Genomic DNA, 15,781 nt, shown 5'->3' on the forward strand with positions numbered 1-15,781 from the left:
TCGTTGCCGGTGGACTAGCAGTACCAGGCTGTTCGGGCACCGCCGGCGGATACTGGGAAACGTGAGCGGATCCAGGGAACTGGGCCGGGCGCTGCGTGGCTGGCGCGACCGCATGGCTCCGGCCACGGTGGGGCTGCCCGCCGGCGGAGTACGTCGGGCTGCCGGGCTGCGCCGCGAGGAAGTGGCGCAGCTCGCCGGCCTGTCGGTGGACTACCTCGTCCGCCTGGAGCAGGGCCGGGCGACCTCCCCGTCCGCGCAGGTGCTGTCCGCCCTCGCCCGCGCGCTGCGCCTGTCGGCGGCCGAACGCGAGCATCTGTACCTGCTCGCGGGCCAGTGGGCGCCGGGTCCCGGGCAGGTGTCGGCGCACATCCCGCCTGGGGTCCGACGGCTGCTCGACCAGCTCGACGGCGCGCCGCTGAGCGTGTGGGACGCCGCCTGGAACCTGATCCTGTGGAACCCGTTGTGGGCCGCCCTGCTCGGGGACCCGTCCGCGCTGCGCGGACGGGAGCGCAACATCGTCTGGCTGCATTTCACCGGTCCGCCGAGCCGGATCAGCCACACCCCCGAGCAGGAGACCCGGTTCAGGGCGGCCATGGTCGGCGATCTGCGGGCGGCGGCCGCCCGCTACCCCGACGATGCCGGCCTGCGCGCCCTGATCAGGGACCTACGGGACGTCAGCATCACCTTCGCGCAGATGTGGGACGCCGGAGTCGTCGGCGTCCACGAGGCGGTCACCAAGACCGTCCACCACCCCACCGTCGGCGTGCTCGCCCTCGACTGCGACGTGCTCACCGCTCCCGGCGGAGACCTGCGCATCGTCGCCTACACCGCCGCCCCCGGTAGCGAGGCCGCCGACCGACTCAGGCTCCTCAACGTCATCGGCACCGAGGCGATGACCGTAGGCAGTACCCCGCGGTAGCGGTCGGCGGGCGTACTCGATGACGTCGCATCCGCTCAGGCGTGGGGGACGGTGCCGCAGGAGGCCAGGGTGGCGCCGCGGTAGCCGGTGAGGAACGAGTTCTTGCGCTGCTGGGCGGAGCCGTGGGTCCAGGTCTCCGGGTTGACCTGGCCGGCCTGGGCCTGGATGCGGTCGTCGCCGACGGCCTGGGCGGCGCCGAGGGCCTCGTCGAGGTCGGCCTCGCCGATGGTGACGTTGCCCGCGTTGTTCGCCAACGTGCTCCACACCCCGGCGTAGCAGTCGGCCTGCAGTTCGAGCTGGACGCTGAGCGGGTTCTCCCGGGACGGGTCGGCCTGCTGGGCCTGGCGGACGCGCGCCTCGGTGCCGGTGAGCGTCTGCAGGTGGTGGCCGACCTCGTGGGCGACGATGTACGCCTGCGCGTAGCGGCCCTGGGCGCCGTAGTTGCGCTGGAGCTGGTCGAGGAAGCCCAGGTCGATGTACACCTTGCGGTCCGGCGGGCAGTAGAACGGCCCGACCTGCGACGACGCCGTGCCGCAGCCGGTGCGCACCGACTGGGAGAAGTAGACCAGCCGCGGCTTGGTGTAGGTCTGGCCGCTGCGGGCGAACTGGGCGCCCCACACCTCGTTGATCTCGTTGAACGCCTTGAGGACGAAGCAGTCGTCGTACTGGTCGATCGCCCCGGCGGTGTTGCAGCGCCGGGCGACGTCGCCGGACGTGCCGCCGCCGGACGTGCCGCCGCCGGGCTGTGACAGCGGCGACCCGGCCGAGCCCGACCCGCCGCCGCCGAGGACCGCGACGAGCAGGTAGATCACCACGCCGAGGATGCCGGCCCCGCCGCCACCGACCGCGAGTCCCCGGCCGAGCCCCCCACCCCCGCGCTGGTCCTCCAGCTCGGAGGCGTCCACCGAGTCGTCGTCGAACTGCATGTCCCGCCCTTCGCCCTGTCCCGATCGCGGACCTGTCCGGTTCGCCGGGTTCCGCAAGGCAGTATGTCCGTGCCGGTCAGCCGTCGAACATCGACCCGCGGTGTGCGGCGTGCGGCGGCCGGTGGGCCGGTGCCGTCAGCGGGGTGGCTGGTCGGCGGCGTCGAGCTGGCGGGCCAGCAGGGTCTGGTCGAAGTAGAGGCGGTTCTCGGTGATCAGGCCGTGCTGGACGCGGTAGACCTCGACGACCCGCAGGGTGACGCGCCGCCCGGTCGGGGGGTGCTCGGTGCCGTCGGCGTCGCGCAGGATCCCGGTGTGCGTGGCGGTGAGGGTGTACTCCTCGACGACGAGCTCGCCCTGCTCGGCGAGGATGTGCGTGTCGACGTCCGCGTCGCCGAACGCGGCGAGGAACGCGGCGCTGTACCCGGCGGCGGCGTCGCGCCCGCAGATGCGCACCCCACCGGGGGCCTCGACGACGAGGTCGTCGTCGAGCAGCGCGTGGACCGCAGCCTCGTCACCGGCGTCGAAGGCGTCCAGCGCCCGCTTGACCGTGTCCAGTGCCTCCCCCATCCGGCCCTCCCGCTGCGTCGCCGCGACCTCACCGAGGCGGAATCATCCCATCGGACACGGCCGCGCGACGACGGATTCACCGGATCCCGCGACCGACAGGCGGCGACGGACGGCGGTCAGACGCCGGTGGTCGAGCCGGGGCGGAGGATCATCAGCACGGTGACGGTGGCCCAGAGCAGGTTGAAGATGCCTGCGGTCATCGCGAGGCGCTTGGTGCGGGCGAGCGCGATGCCGTTGCCGGTCGCCGCGCCGCTGTCCAGGGCCGCCGCCACGCGGGAGGCGGGCAGGCTGGTGGTCGGCATGTCGGCGGTCGGCAGGTCCATCGCCGAGACGGCCCCGGCGGCGGGCGCGCCCCCGGGCGAGGCCTCGCCGCTGCCGGTGTCGGTGTCGGTGTCGGTGCCGGCTCCGCTGCCGGCGACGCGGGCGGCCGAGGCGGCGGTGATCTCGTCGATGAGGTTGCGCTGCGCGGGCAGGATCGCGAACGCGAGCACGAGCGCGGCGAGGCCGGTCAGCGCGATCGCGACCATGAGCCAGGTCTGGCCGAGCACGTCGAGGCTCTGCGCGGTGAAGAACCCGAACACGACCACGAGCAGGCCGAGCGCCGAGTAGATCCCGCAGATCCGGTACAGCACCCGCGCGATCCCGGCGGAGTGCTCGTCGCCGGGCCGGGCCAACGCCGCGCGGGCGGCCGGTGGGAACATGCTCGCCGCCACCGTGACCGGTCCGATCGCGACGATCGCGGCAAGGACGTGCACGCTGAGCAGGAACTTGGTCACGCTTTCGCCCCGCGGGACGCCTCGGGCGCCGGCCGCGGCGGCCGAGAGCACAGCAAGCAGTTCACGCAACACCTCGCCGGAACGGGCACCGCCCGCCCGCGAAGCCACGGAGATCACCAAGCCGCGGGGATCGCTAAGCCGCGGGGATCACCGAGCCGCGGACATCGCGGAGCCGGGAGAAGGGTCGGACGGTACGACGTCGACGCTACGACCCCCGGGACGCCGGCACGTCGGCAGGATTGCCAGATATCGCCGCCTTCTCGCCAACCCCCGCCGGTGCCGGCGGCCGCGGACCCGCCCGTCCGCGCCCCCCAGGCCTCCTACCAGCACAAACAGCTCAAATGCTGCTAAAACGCCCGCTGGACGACGGAAATGATCCGTGCGCCACCATCGGGCTCGCCCGAACCCCCGACCTCGCGCCCGGCCTCGGCCCATCGGACCGGGACGGGCCCGTCGAGCCGCCGCGGGCTCCCGTCGGCGGCCCAGGAAGCGGGCGGACGGGCGTCGCGGGACCGGGTTAGGTTGGCCGCTATGCACGTGGTGGCCGTCCTCGCGATGGACGACGTCGTCCCGTCCGACCTCGCGACACCGCTGGACATCTTCGGTCGCACCCGCCTGGCGGACGGCCGCCCGGCCTACGAGGTGCGGCTCTGCGCCGCGAACGCGGAGGTGACGACCGGCGCGTTCGCCCTGCGCGCTCCCTGGCGGCTCGACGCGCTGACCGCGGCGGACACCGTCATCGTGCCGGGTTGCGACGACCCCGCGACGGAGCCGGACGTCGAGGTACTCGACGCGCTGCGGACCGCCGCGGCGGGTGGGGCGCGGCTCGCCTCGATCTGCGCCGGCGCCTTCGTCCTCGCCGCGGCGGGCCTGCTCGACGGGCTGCGCGCCACCACCCACTGGATCGCCGCGGCGGAGCTCGCGCGGCGCCATCCCGCCGTCGACGTCGACCCGAACGTCCTGTTCATCGACAACGGGCAGATCCTGACCTCGGCCGGCGCCGCCGCCGGGATGGACCTGTGCCTGCACATGGTGCGCCGCGACCACGGCACGGCCGTCGCCGCCGAGACCGCCCGGATGTCCGTCATGCCGCTCCAACGCGACGGCGGGCAGGCGCAGTTCATCGCCCGCGAGCAGCCGCCGCCCGACGGCACCGAGCTGGAACCGCTGCTGCACTGGCTGACGGCGAACGTCCACCGCGAGCTCACCCTCGCCGACATCGCGGCGCACGCGATGGTCAGCACTCGCACGCTCAACCGCCGCTTCCGCGAACAGACGGGGTTGACGCCGGTGGCCTGGTTGCAGCGCTCGCGGCTGCGCCGGGCCCAGTACCTGCTGGAGACCACCTGCCATCCGGTGGAGGCCATCGCCGCGCAGGTCGGGTTCGGCTCGCCGGCCGCCTTCCGGGAGCAGTTCCGCCGGCTGGTCGGGACGAGCCCGCGGGCCTACCGGCGGACCTTCGGCGGCGGCACCCCGGCCCCGAGCGCCAGGACGGTCGAGGCGGCCAGAAGCGCCGGAACGGCCGGAACAGCCGGAACGGCGGTGACGGGCATGGCCCGGTCGGCGGTCCTCGTCGCGGACGCGCCCACACCGATGGGCCACCGGAGCCGGACACCTCACAGTGCACGGTGACGCAGCCGAACCGTCGGGTCGGGTCATCGGCCCGCCTGGGGGATGATGCCGTCAGCGAGTGACCCACCTTGTGCCGTGCGTCTTCGGGAGGGGAGTCGGTATGCCAGTCCAGGCCGCCGTTCGGCTCGATGTCCGGCTGTTGCTGCGGATCGACGACCGGGTGCTGCTGGCACGACCGCCGGACGATGTCTGGCACGTGCTCCCCGGTGGCCCGGTGGTCAGCGGCGAGAGCACCGACGACGCACTCGAGCGGCAGGTGGGGCGGCTCGCCGGGCCGCGGGTCGTCTCCCGGCAGTTCGTCGGCGCGGTCGAGCACGACGGCTCCATCACCGGCCGTTCTCCGGAATCCGCGACGGACCATGTGCTCAGCGTGCTGTTCGCCGGGGTCTGGCCGACCGACATCCCGACCCCATCCCGCTGGGGGGAGCACACCCTCGTCCCGGTGAACATCGACGTCCTGCTCGCGACGCGGCTACGCCCGCTGTCCATGGCCGAGGTCGTGCGCCGCTGGCTGGCCGAGGGCTGGCCGCTGTGGCGCGGGCTGGACCCCGCCGGGGCCAACCGGCGGCTGCCGTCGCTGGCCTCGCTGCGGTCGCAGCTCTTCGCCCGCCGCGAGGAGCTGCGGACGCTGGCCTTCCGCGACGCGGCGGTGGCGATGTGTGCGCTGGTCACCGCCGCCGACGGACACATCGACCCGACCGAGCGGGAGGGGGTGCGCGGCTTCGCCGCCACCGACCCGGTGCTGTCCCAGTTCCCTGAGCAGGACACGGTGCGGCTGTTCGAGGCACACCTCGATCGGCTGACCGCGGACTTCGCAGCCGGCCGCCACGCGGCGCTGGCCGAGATCGCCAAGGTGCGCGGCCGGGTGGCGCAGGCCGTCGCCGTCGTGCGGATCGGACAGGTCATCGGCCTGGTCGACGGGGAGTTCGTCGCCAGCGAGCGGGCGGTCGTGCGGGAGGCGGCGCTCGCCCTCGGGCTGGAGCCGGCCGAGTTCGCCCTCTGACCCGGCGTCCGGCGTCCGGCGTCCGGCCGCCGGTCAGGCGTCGTCCTCCGAGCCCGCCTCGATGACGCGGACCGTGCCGACCGCGCGCCAGTTCACCGCCAGGACGTCGCCGTCCGCGAGGGTGATCTGGTCGAGCCCGACGTTGCCGGCCCGGCCGCTCATCACCTCCTCGGCGCGTCGACGGAGCGCGGCCGCGTCGGTCCCGGCCGGCAGGTCATACGCCCGGCCGTCGAGCACCAGCCGCACCATTCACCCTCCCGCGCCCACCCGACCGCGCCCACCCGACCGCGCCCACCCGACCGCGTCCACCGGCCGCGCGCCCACCGACCGGAACCACCCGACCCGCCACCATCGTCAACCGACAGTAATGCGTTCCGTACACGGAGTGCGTCACCGCGAGCCGGGCGGCGCCGGGCGCACGCCGGCTCAGTCGTCCTGCTTGATCCCGAACCACCCCATCACCTTGCCGCCGAACTTCAGGTCGCCGTCAATCTTGATTTTCCGGGTGAGGAACAGCTTGGCGCCGCTGGCCTGGCCGGTGAGCACCCGAACGAAGCGGACCCGGTCGGTGGTGATGGTCAGCGCACGGTCGGCCGGCGCCGTGCCCGAGCCGGCCGGCGGCTCGGTCGCGAGCGTGCAGGCGCCGTCGACGACGCGCAGTTCGTAGGTGCGGGTGCTGCCCCCCGGGCCGCCGGTGAGCGCGAAGCGGACCAGCGCGTTCTCACCCTGCGCCTGCTCGGGCCGGAACGTGTCGCGCATCTGGCGGAAGATCTCGTCAAGGACGCCCTCCCCGGCCGGGCCACCCAGCAGATCGGAGATCTCCCGCTCCGACAGGGTGGACAGACCGCTGACGATCTTGGCCGGGTCGGCCGTGGGGTCGACGGCGAGGTCGGACATGGCCACTCCATTCGTTGACGGGCGGCCCGCCAGGCGACGGGCGCGGCACGAGCACGCTAGCGAACCCCGCGGTGGCATTCGTCGCCCGGGGCGCCCGATCGGGCACCCCGCGCCGGGGTGGCTATCGTGACCGGCGTGGCCAGCCCGGCGTTGCTGCGCATCGAGATCGACGGATGTCCCGTATCCCTCGACGATCCACCTCCGCTGGCCCTGCTTCCCCACGGTCATTTCACGGTCATGCAGGTCCGCGACGGCCGGACCCGCGGTCTCGACCTGCACCTGCGACGTCTCGACGCGGCGAACCGTGAGCTCTACGCCGAGCCGCTCGACGGCGAGCTGGTGCGCGCTCGGATCCGGGCGGCGCTGGCCGCCTCGACCCGCGACGCCACCGTGCGGGTCGTCGTCACCGGCACCCCGGACGGCGACCCGACGCGGCTCATCGTCGCGGTCGGGGCGCCCGCCGAGCCGCCTCCGGCCCCGCAGCGGCTCATGTCCGTGCCGTACTCACGGCCGTTCCCGCACCTCAAGCACCTGGGCACATTCGGTCAGCTCCAGTACGGCCGGCTCGCTCGCCGGCACGGCTTCGACGATGCGCTGCTCACCGGCCCGGGTGGCGTCGTCTCGGAGGGTGCGACGACCAACATCGGCTTCCTCGCCGGGGACGCGGTCGTCTGGCCGGACGCGCCGGCCCTGCACGGCGTGACGATGGCTCTGCTGGAACGGTCGCCGGACAGCGTGCGGGCGCCGGTGCGGCTGGCCGACCTCGACCGCTTCGAGGCGGCGTTCGTGACGAACTCCCGCGGGATCGCCGCCGTAGCCGCCGTCGACGACCACCGCTTCGCCGGCCCGACACCGCGCATCGCCGAACTCGCCCGTCGGTACGACGCCGTTCCCGGCGACCTCGTCTGAGGGGTCGGCACCCGCGGATCGGCCGGGCCGGCGGAGCCGGGTGGCGTCTCTCGCCGATCGCGCCGGCGGCCCCNCCCCTCCCGGGACGCCAGCCGCCGATAGGACGAAGTGAAATCATTCTTCTACTTGATCGTGCTTGCATTATCTTTGCGTCGACGACCATTTCCGCGAGCTACATTCGATGCCACAACCGGGCCGTCACGGAACCACCACGAACCATTTCCCGGCGGCGGAATGCTAGGTACTGTCATGGCTCCGCCGGCATTTTCCGGCGGGTCCGAACAGTCCGAACCGGATACGGTTCCGTGTCGCCCGTGAAGGAACACCGCACCGATGCCGCTTTCCTCAGCAAGGCTCCTCATAGCGCTCCTGCTGCACGAGCAACATCGCGTCGAGCCCGCCGGCGTGCCCGTGCGGTATCCCTTCCCGCCGCCGACCGAGCGCCACCTCCTTCGCGCCGCGACAGCCGTCGCCGCCGGCCGGTCCAAGGGCGCCCTGCGCGAGCTGCGCCAGAGCGAGCACGACCCCGCCGATCCCGACCACGTGGCGGTGCACGAGGCGCTCTACCTCGCGGCGCTCGCCCTCGACCGGAACTGGTCCCCGGACGACGCGGGCCTCCTGCGACCCTCGCCCGCCACCGTCGGCCGGTCCGCAGCCCCGTCCCGCACCCGCGACCCGGCGCCGTCCGTCTCCCCCGCCGACGGCCCGCTGACGGCCTGGACGGCGCAGGCGGTCGTCCGGCAGCGCCACGACCTGCTCGCCCCGACCACCGCGGTCATCTGCGTACTCGCGGCCGAGGTCATCCCCGCGATTCGGATGGCCCGCGCCCGTCTGCTCGCCGCGTCGATCCCGCCCGCGGCGGGCGCCGGCACCGAGGCGCCCGCCGCCGCCCGCCGCCCGCTCCCACCCACCGCTCGAAGACTCGGCGCCAGCCGCTCGCCCGCCACCAGCCACTCGCCCCATGCCAGCCACTCGCCCACCACCGGGACGAGGCACCGGCCCGCGGCCGCCGGGGAGGGGCGGGCTCACGCGGTCGCCACCAGACGCGGTGCCGCCGGTACCCCCTCCGCCGGCGGCACCGGCGCGGACACCACCCCCTGGCTCAACACCCTGCCCATGGTCCTCGGCTGGACGGGTGCGGCGGGGCTCGTCCGGCACACGGCCTCCGCCCACGGGCTGCACCGGACGGGACCGCGGGCTCGCTCCCGGGCCGGCGGCTTCCTCCCCGCCATACTGGGCTGGGGCTTCACCGTCGGCCGGTCGTCCGCGGGGCACCCGGGGTCCCCACCCGGGGACGCAGCGCCCGCTGCGCGCATCGGCGACCCCCGAGCGCGCCCCCCGGCCCCCCGGGAGACCGCGGTCACCCCTGGCCGGCAGATCGCCCAACCCGCGGAGGCTCCCCAAGGCACGGAGGTCATCCGAGGCCTTCCGATCCCCCAGGACCTCACCGCCCAGGTGGACCCCCCGCTCCCTCCCCACGGCCCACTGCCACCCGACCGCCCGCTGCCACCCGACGGCTCCCCGCTGCCCGACCGCCCAGTGTCTCCGGACGACTCGCCCACTCCGGACGGTCCGCTCCTCCCGGACGGCCCACTCCCATCGGACGGCCCGATCTCCCCGGCCACCGAGATCGCCGAAGTCGCCCGGGACATCGCGGTCGCCCCGGACGTCAAGAGCCCCGGGAGCGGGACGGTCCCCATGTCCGTCGCAGTCGGGCCGGACTCCCCGCTCACGTCGAACGCCGCGGCACTCCCAGCCACAGACAGCGCCCCGGCGCGAAGCGACCCGGCCGATCCGACCACTCCCACCGGCATGGCCATCCCACCCGGTATGGCCATCCCATCCGGCCCGACCGGCCCTGCTGTCGACGTCCCCACCGCGACCGGTTCCCCCCTGCCGACGGACCGGCCCTCCCCGGCGCCCACGCCCTCCCCGACCCGGGCACCCTCCCCGCCTCCAGCGCCCTCCCCGATCCCAGCGCCCTCTCCGGCCCTGACCCCCGTGCCCACCCGGACCCCCGCTCCGGGTGGGCTGCCGCGCTCCGCCGGGACCCCCAGGCCTGCGGACCCGGCCGGCCTGCCGCTCCGAGTCGCCGCGCTGGGCGGCGTCGCGTTGCAGGGAAAGGCCGCGGTGGCAGGGCCCGCCGCGCCCCCGGGTGTGGTCGCGCAGGCGCGCCCGGCAATGACCGCGGCGGTACCCGATGCGGGTGTCGAAGGCTCGGTCCTGGCGGCGGTGGACGCGCTCACGATGGCCGACGCGTTCGTCGCCCGGCTGGCCGAGCTGCCCGTGCATCAGGCCAGCGCGTACGCCCGGATCCTGCGCGCGGACCTGCTGTTCCGGCTGGGTCGGGCGGCCGAGGCCGGCGTTGCGCTGGATGTGGTGGAGACGGCGGGCGGCGCCGACGACGCGACGCTCGCGCACGCGGCCCTGGTGCGAGGCGACTGGGCCGGCTTCCCAGACGGCGGGGCGCAGACCCTGGGCCGCAGGCCGGACGGCTCGCCGATCCCCTCGGGCCGTCCGGCCTACCTGGACCGGGCCGAGGAGCTGTGGCGACGGTCGCTGGCCGCCTACGGCCGCATCGACTCCGACGCCGGGCGGGCCGCCGGACTGCTCCGGCTCGCCGAGGCGCCGACCGCCACCGGCCGGCCGATCCTGCGTCGCGCCCGCATCGACGAGGCCGCACGCCGGGCGCGGGCCGCGGGCGACGACGCCCTCACCTGGACCGCCCGGGTGCACAGCCTGATCGAGCGAGCCCGGACCGGCGAGGCATCCACGACGGAGCTGCGGACCATGATGACGGCGCTGGCGGAATGGAGCCGCTTCGACGGGAGCACCAGCTACGGCCGTGGCCTGAGTCAGCTCCTCGCGGCGGCGACCGGCGGCGCGGTGACCGTGAGCACCGTTTGACGCCGTGAGCGCCACACCACCGCAGACCGGTCTGGGCGGCGGACGTGCCGGCCAGTCGGCGAGGGATCAGGCGCGCCGCCCGCCAGGAAACGGCGGCGGCGAAGCCGAGCGCTTCCCGCGCCCCCGGAGAATCCCGATCCGTCTGTGCCCCTCGTCCCCGCCCGCCTGGCCCGTGGCCCCGGAGCCCGATGATGCCGGCGCCGCAACGGTCCCAGCCCCCTCGGCCGCGACTGCCGAGGCAGCATCCTCGGGGACGCCAGGCGGCTCGGCCATGTTCGGGGTGTCGCCGCGCGGGTCGCCCGCGGGCAGGGTGGCGGCGCCCGGCAGGCTCGGAACCGCACCGGCGGGAGCGTCCGCGGCCAGCGCGGCGGCCGGGTCCTCGTCGAGGGGNGGATTCGCGGGATGACCGGGCAGCGTCACCCAGGCGGTACCGGTGTACTTGTCGCCGACGGACACGTCGATCTCGCGGAACTTCGCCGGGTCGAGATCCCGCAGCCGCTCGGCGGCGGTGTCCCGGAAGTACTCCGGAGACAGCGCGAGGACCAGGTCGGCGTCGGGGTAGCGCTCCAGGATGCCGCGCACCTGGGGGGCGTCGATCAGCCGGGCGGCGATCACCACGGCGTTGCCCGGGGCACCGGTTCCATCGATGATCACATCGCCGTGGTGCAGCGACATCCGCAGCCGCAGCCGGCTGTCGGGTTCGCGCCCGTTGTTGTAGACGCGCTGGGCGATCTGCAGCTCGCGGACGAAATCGCTGGCGAGGTACGCCTTCGCGACCGAACCGGCCACGGCGATGAGGAAACCGTCGCCCTGGTCCTGACGCAGCCGGATCGACTCCGCCGGCAGTCGCAGCCCCGCGACGGCCGCCGCCACGATCTCCTGCAATGCCGCCCGCCAGTCGAGCTGGTCGAGCATGCCGCGCCGGCTGTACCGGCGGGCGTCGAGGAAGAACAGGCTGACCTGCTCCGGCATGCCCGCGGCCGATCGTCCCCGCCCGCCCACGGCCGGGAGGATGTCCCGCGGCGCGTCGACGTCGAGCGGAGAAGACGCGGGGCCTCGGTGGGCCCCGAAGACCTCGCTGGCCGGGAACGCCTCCGCCGCGGCGGCCAGCAGGCGTGCCCGACCGTCGACGAGCACGCCGTTCTCGAGCAGCTCCGAGATCTCCGACCAGAAGTCATAGGGCGCGCCGACGAGCTCCGGCACCCGGCCACGGGTGAGGCCGGCGCGCACCAGCAGCCGCTTCGCCTTGGAGTTCGTGTCGAACGCGTCGGCGAGCGCCCAGATCTCGACCTCGCTCAGCCGCTGCGTCACGAGTCCCCCGAACCGGTTCCAAGATGCGGCGGGCGCCGACAGGCCTCCGCCGGCCGGCGCGATTTCCGCGATCATTCTAGTCCCGGGACGGACGGCTTCGACCAGGTGCGTCTCATCCGTGACAGGTCCGGTGCACATCCTCGTCGGCAGCGCGCGGACGGTGGGATGTCGCCCGCGCGTGCCGCGAAGGGTGCGCTGCGCCTGAAGGAGCTCCGCTGACCAAGCTCGGCTGACCAAGCTCGGCCGGCCGAGCTCAGCCGACAGAGCTCAGCCGACAGAGCTCAGATGAGGCCGAGCGCGCGGACGGCCTCGCGCTCCTCGGCGAGTTCACGCACCGAGGCGTCGATCTTCTCCCGGGAGAAGGCGTCGAGCTCCAGACCCTGCACGATCTCGAACTTCCCGCCGGCGGCGGTGACCGGGAACGAGGAGATGAGTCCCTCGGGCACGCCGTACGAGCCGTCGGACGGGATCGCCGCGGAGGTCCAGTCACCCTCGGGGGTGCCGTTGACCCAGGTGTAGACGTGGTCGATCGCGGCCGAGGCGGCCGAGGCGGCCGACGAGGCGCCACGAACCTCGATGATCTCGGCACCGCGCTTGGCCACCCGCGGGATGAACTCCTCGGCGATCCACTTCTGGTCGCCGACGGCCTCGGCGCCGCTGCGGCCCCCGACCTGGGCGTGGAAGATGTCCGGGTACTGGGTGGCCGAGTGGTTGCCCCAGATGGTGATCTTGCGGATCTCGGCGCTGGGAACGCCGAGCTTCTTCGCCAACTGCGCGATCGCGCGGTTGTGGTCGAGGCGGGTCATGGCGGTGAATCGCTCGGCAGGCACATCCGGCGCGTGCGTCTGGGCGATGAGCGCGTTCGTGTTCGCCGGGTTGCCGACGACCAGGACCCTGATGTCCTCCGCCGCGCCGCTGTTGATCGCCTCGCCCTGCGGCTTGAAGATGCCGCCGTTGGCGGACAGCAGGTCGCCGCGCTCCATGCCCTTGGTCCGCGGGCGGGCGCCGACGAGCAGGGCGACGTTGGTGCCCTCGAACGCCCGCTTGGCGTCGTCGAACACATCCACCCCGGCCAGCAGCGGGAACGCGCTGTCCTCGAGTTCGAGGGCGGTGCCCTCGGCCGCCCGGACGGCCTGCGGGATCTCCAGCAGCCGCAGCTTCACCGGCGTGTCCGCGCCCAGCAACTGGCCCGACGCGATGCGGAACAGCAGCGCATAGCCGATCTGACCGGCGGCGCCGGTGACGGTGACGTTGACGGGCGTTGAACTCACTGGCATCTCCTGGTACAGGTCATCCGGAAGCTCGGGCGGCGGACCGGGACGACCGGCGGCGATCGTGGACCGGCCCACGAAATGCGATGTCTTTCCTTCGCCCCAGCGATGCTAGTCCGACCGCCTGCAACACGGGCAGCTTGGCGGGGCGGAGCGGCTCACACCCCCCGAGGAGGCGTCGGCCCGACCGGCGGGCGCGCCGGCGCCGGGCCGCGGACGTGCGCGGACAGGCCCGCGAGGGGTGGGTACGCCGGGGTCGGCACCGCCGGCGACTCCCCGGCGGTGCCGGCCCCTACTGGCCGATCTCGTCGCCGCAGCGGGGCGCCGGCGGCACGAGCTCGAAATGCTGCGCGTCCGCGGTGACCTGGAGAAAGGTATAGCAGCGGTTGATCTGCCCGAAATGCGAGGAGAAATCGATCGGCGCGGGCAGCAGACCGTCGGCGTCGTAGCCCTTCAGCCCGCGCAGCCCCCGGATGAACGACTCCCGGCTCGGGCACGGCCCGGCCGCGGCGAGACCTCGCAGGAACATGTCGGCCGAGATCCAGCCGGACAGGGCGGCCTGCTGGGCCGGCGGTGACACCTGCGGGGCGTACTTGAGCATCCCGGCGAGGAAGCGCTGGTGCGCGGGCGTGCCCACCTCGAACGGCTGGTAGTCGACGAACGTGTAGAGGCCGGCGAGCACCGGGCCGAAGACCCGCAACAACCGCTGGTCGTAGCTGACGGGCGACAGGATCACGCGCAGGTTCGCGTGGGCGGCGCGGGCGCCGACGACCACCTGGCCGAAGGCGGCGCCGGTGACCGCGCCGACCAGGACGTCCGCGCCGCTGGCCCGCACCTTCTCCCCGATGCCGGGGATGTCGATCGGGCCGGTCGCGTCGACCCGGCCGACCACCCGGATGCCTGCCGCCTGCAGGCTCAGCGCCAGCTTGTCCGCCATCGTCATCGACGTCGCCGAGAACGCCGACTGCGCGATGACCGCGGTGCGCCCGCCGCGCTCGGCCACGAACGCGCCCCAGGTGGTGACGGACGGCCCGTCCGAGATCATGTTGGAGTAGCTGAACATGTTGTCGTTCTGCGTCCAGGCCGCCTCCAGCGACGTGCCCGTCACCGGCACCCGGGCGCCGTGCAGGTAGGCCGCGGAGCCGCTGGCCACCGAGGTCGACTCGATGAGGCCGAAGACCCGGTCGGTCTGGACCAGCGCGCGGGCACCGGCCTCGTTGCCCGCGGGATTCGAGGCGTCGTCGCGCCAGGTGTAACGGACCTGGCGACCGCCCACGCCGCCGGCGGCGTCGGCGACCCCGAGCCGCGCGTCGACGCCGGCGCGGAACGGCGCGAACAGCGACGCCGCGTTGCCGGTGTCCGGGTAGAGCAGCCCGAGACGCACCGCGTCCGGGGTGACGCCCGGCTCGGCGCAGACCGGCGCCGTCGGCTTCTCGTCGCTGGACACCCGGCAGCCGACCACCCCCAGCGCGACCGCGACGCCGAGCAGGCCGACGAGGAGGCGACGGTGGGCCCGCGCTCGACGCCGCGACCCGCCCCGCGGTCGACGCCGGCCGGTAGCCGGGACCGTGACGCTGCTCACTCCACCAACCTTGGCGCAGGATGACATGCTCCGGTGCCATTCCGTTGATTTTGTGAGATTCGCCAGAGCTGGATTGGGCTGGTTTAGGCTGCCGGCGGTGCCACCGGCTCGTTGGCTCACACCGCAGCGGGCGGGGNGGNTGGGGNGGGAAGGATGGGGCGATGGCCGCGGCGAAACCGACCCTGAAGATCGAATACTGCACCCGCTGCCGCTGGCTGCCGCGGGCGGCCTGGCTCGCCCAGGAGCTGCTGACCACATTCGAGGGGGACCTGGCCGAGGTCTGCCTGGTGCCCGGGACGGGCGGGGTGTTCGTCGTGCGGCTCGGCGACCGGGTGCTCTGGGACCGGCGGGAGCAGGGCTTTCCCGAGCCGTCCGCCGTCAAGCGGCTCGTGCGGGACGCGGTTGCGCCCGGACGACCTCTCGGCCATGTGGAAGCGTCGGCAGGCGATCCGGACGCCTGACCGCGGGGAGATCAGGGCGCGGGGAGATCAGGGCGCGGGGAGATCAGAACGCGGCGGCGGCGGCTCGGGCGATGGCCTCGTCCAGCGGTGCGGGAGCGCCGCTGACCCCGACGGCGCCGACGATCATCCCGTCCCGCCGCAACGGCAGCGCGCCGGTCAGGCCCGAGCCGGGCTCGGCCGGCGGGCGTTCCCAGCCGCCGTACCCCTCGTCCCCTACCCCGGACCCGGCGGGGCCGCCCTCGCCCCCGGTGTGGTTCACCAGGCGGGCCGGCGCGGCGGAGGCCCGCGCCGCGCACGCCCGGTCGACCGAGATGTCGGCGGTCTGCAGGCGGGCGTTGTCCATCCGGACATGGGCCACCAAAATGCCCGCGTAGTCGACGACGGCGATGTTAACCGGTTGACCGAGGTGAATCGCATACCTTTCCCCGGCCGCGATGATCCGGCGGGCATCCTCGAGCGATACGGTCATCCGCGACTCTCCCCATAAAGCGGCGTTCCGGTGCGCCTGACCATAGGCCCAGATCGGCCGTCGAGTGGTGGAAGGCGCGCCGCAGAACAACCGTCGCTCACGGCGGTTCCCCGCGCGAGCGGCGGCACACAGAAGGACACAGGTTGCCCGC

At 74.0% G+C, this 15,781-nt stretch carries 14 protein-coding genes and 2 pseudogenes; 6 read left to right on the plus strand and 10 right to left on the minus strand.

What is annotated here, in order from left to right:
* Positions 1–61: 61 nt before the first annotated feature.
* Positions 62–919, plus strand: coding sequence for a helix-turn-helix transcriptional regulator (locus FF36_RS04570; RefSeq protein ID WP_044883718.1), 858 nt, complete (start codon positions 62–64; stop codon positions 917–919).
* A gap of 35 nt (positions 920–954) precedes the next feature.
* Here the strand turns inward: FF36_RS04570 and ypfJ are convergent, their stop codons facing one another.
* From ypfJ to FF36_RS04585, 3 genes are all read right to left on the minus strand, one after another.
* Positions 955–1,845 carry a KPN_02809 family neutral zinc metallopeptidase gene (gene ypfJ / locus FF36_RS04575; protein ID WP_044883719.1) on the minus strand — a complete coding sequence of 297 codons (891 nt, stop codon included), beginning with the start codon at positions 1,843–1,845 and terminating at the stop codon, positions 955–957.
* A 135-nt stretch (positions 1,846–1,980) separates the two neighbouring features.
* Positions 1,981–2,412, minus strand: a complete 432-nt coding sequence (locus FF36_RS04580; RefSeq protein ID WP_044883720.1) for an ester cyclase — start codon at positions 2,410–2,412, stop codon at positions 1,981–1,983.
* Positions 2,413–2,528: 116 nt separating this feature from the next.
* Positions 2,529–3,296, minus strand: coding sequence for a protease (locus tag FF36_RS04585; protein WP_242422288.1), 768 nt, complete (start codon positions 3,294–3,296; stop codon positions 2,529–2,531).
* A gap of 423 nt (positions 3,297–3,719) precedes the next feature.
* Here FF36_RS04585 and FF36_RS04590 point away from each other — a divergent pair, with 423 nt between their 5' ends.
* Both FF36_RS04590 and FF36_RS04595 read left to right on the plus strand, forming a co-directional pair.
* Positions 3,720–4,820 carry a GlxA family transcriptional regulator gene (locus FF36_RS04590; RefSeq protein WP_044883721.1) on the plus strand — a complete coding sequence of 367 codons (1,101 nt, stop codon included), beginning with the start codon at positions 3,720–3,722 and terminating at the stop codon, positions 4,818–4,820.
* 100 nt (positions 4,821–4,920) lie between these two features.
* On the plus strand, positions 4,921–5,823 hold the full coding sequence (locus FF36_RS04595) for a TerB family tellurite resistance protein (protein WP_044883722.1): 903 nt from the start codon (positions 4,921–4,923) through the stop codon (positions 5,821–5,823).
* Positions 5,824–5,856: 33 nt separating this feature from the next.
* Here the strand turns inward: FF36_RS04595 and FF36_RS04600 are convergent, their stop codons facing one another.
* Both FF36_RS04600 and FF36_RS04605 read right to left on the minus strand, forming a co-directional pair.
* Complete coding sequence (locus tag FF36_RS04600; RefSeq protein WP_044883723.1) at positions 5,857–6,072, minus strand: hypothetical protein; 216 nt, start codon at positions 6,070–6,072, stop codon at positions 5,857–5,859.
* 177 nt (positions 6,073–6,249) lie between these two features.
* On the minus strand, positions 6,250–6,720 hold the full coding sequence (locus FF36_RS04605; RefSeq protein WP_044883724.1) for an SCP2 sterol-binding domain-containing protein: 471 nt from the start codon (positions 6,718–6,720) through the stop codon (positions 6,250–6,252).
* A 126-nt stretch (positions 6,721–6,846) separates the two neighbouring features.
* Between FF36_RS04605 and FF36_RS04610 the strand changes: the two genes are divergently transcribed.
* Positions 6,847–7,629, plus strand: coding sequence for an aminotransferase class IV (locus FF36_RS04610; protein ID WP_044883725.1), 783 nt, complete (start codon positions 6,847–6,849; stop codon positions 7,627–7,629).
* Positions 7,630–7,962: 333 nt separating this feature from the next.
* Positions 7,963–10,536, plus strand: coding sequence for a hypothetical protein (locus FF36_RS39870; RefSeq protein ID WP_044883726.1), 2,574 nt, complete (start codon positions 7,963–7,965; stop codon positions 10,534–10,536).
* A 66-nt stretch (positions 10,537–10,602) separates the two neighbouring features.
* On the opposite strand, the pseudogene FF36_RS37105 reads toward FF36_RS39870, so the two are convergent.
* The 4 genes and pseudogenes from FF36_RS37105 to FF36_RS04630 all read right to left on the minus strand — a co-directional run.
* Positions 10,603–10,926, minus strand: a pseudogene (locus FF36_RS37105) (effector-associated domain EAD1-containing protein); the annotation flags it as partial.
* A 1-nt stretch (position 10,927) separates the two neighbouring features.
* A pseudogene (locus FF36_RS04620) lies at positions 10,928–11,985 on the minus strand (effector-associated domain EAD1-containing protein); the annotation flags it as partial.
* 143 nt (positions 11,986–12,128) lie between these two features.
* Positions 12,129–13,118, minus strand: a complete 990-nt coding sequence (locus FF36_RS04625; RefSeq protein ID WP_044883826.1) for a malate dehydrogenase — start codon at positions 13,116–13,118, stop codon at positions 12,129–12,131.
* A gap of 292 nt (positions 13,119–13,410) precedes the next feature.
* A complete protein-coding gene (locus FF36_RS04630; RefSeq protein WP_044883728.1) occupies positions 13,411–14,727 on the minus strand; it encodes an ABC transporter substrate-binding protein in 1,317 nt (438 codons plus the stop codon).
* A 134-nt stretch (positions 14,728–14,861) separates the two neighbouring features.
* Between FF36_RS04630 and FF36_RS04635 the strand changes: the two genes are divergently transcribed.
* On the plus strand, positions 14,862–15,161 hold the full coding sequence (locus FF36_RS04635; protein ID WP_044883729.1) for an Rdx family protein: 300 nt from the start codon (positions 14,862–14,864) through the stop codon (positions 15,159–15,161).
* A 43-nt stretch (positions 15,162–15,204) separates the two neighbouring features.
* Here FF36_RS04635 and FF36_RS04640 read toward each other — a convergent pair whose 3' ends face one another.
* Positions 15,205–15,630 (minus strand): heme-binding protein, encoded by a 426-nt coding sequence (locus FF36_RS04640; protein WP_044883730.1) that lies wholly within the window; start codon positions 15,628–15,630, stop codon positions 15,205–15,207.
* Positions 15,631–15,781 lie beyond the last annotated feature (151 nt).

Source organism: Frankia torreyi (assembly GCF_000948395.1).
GTDB lineage: Bacteria > Actinomycetota > Actinomycetes > Frankiales > Frankiaceae > Frankia > Frankia torreyi.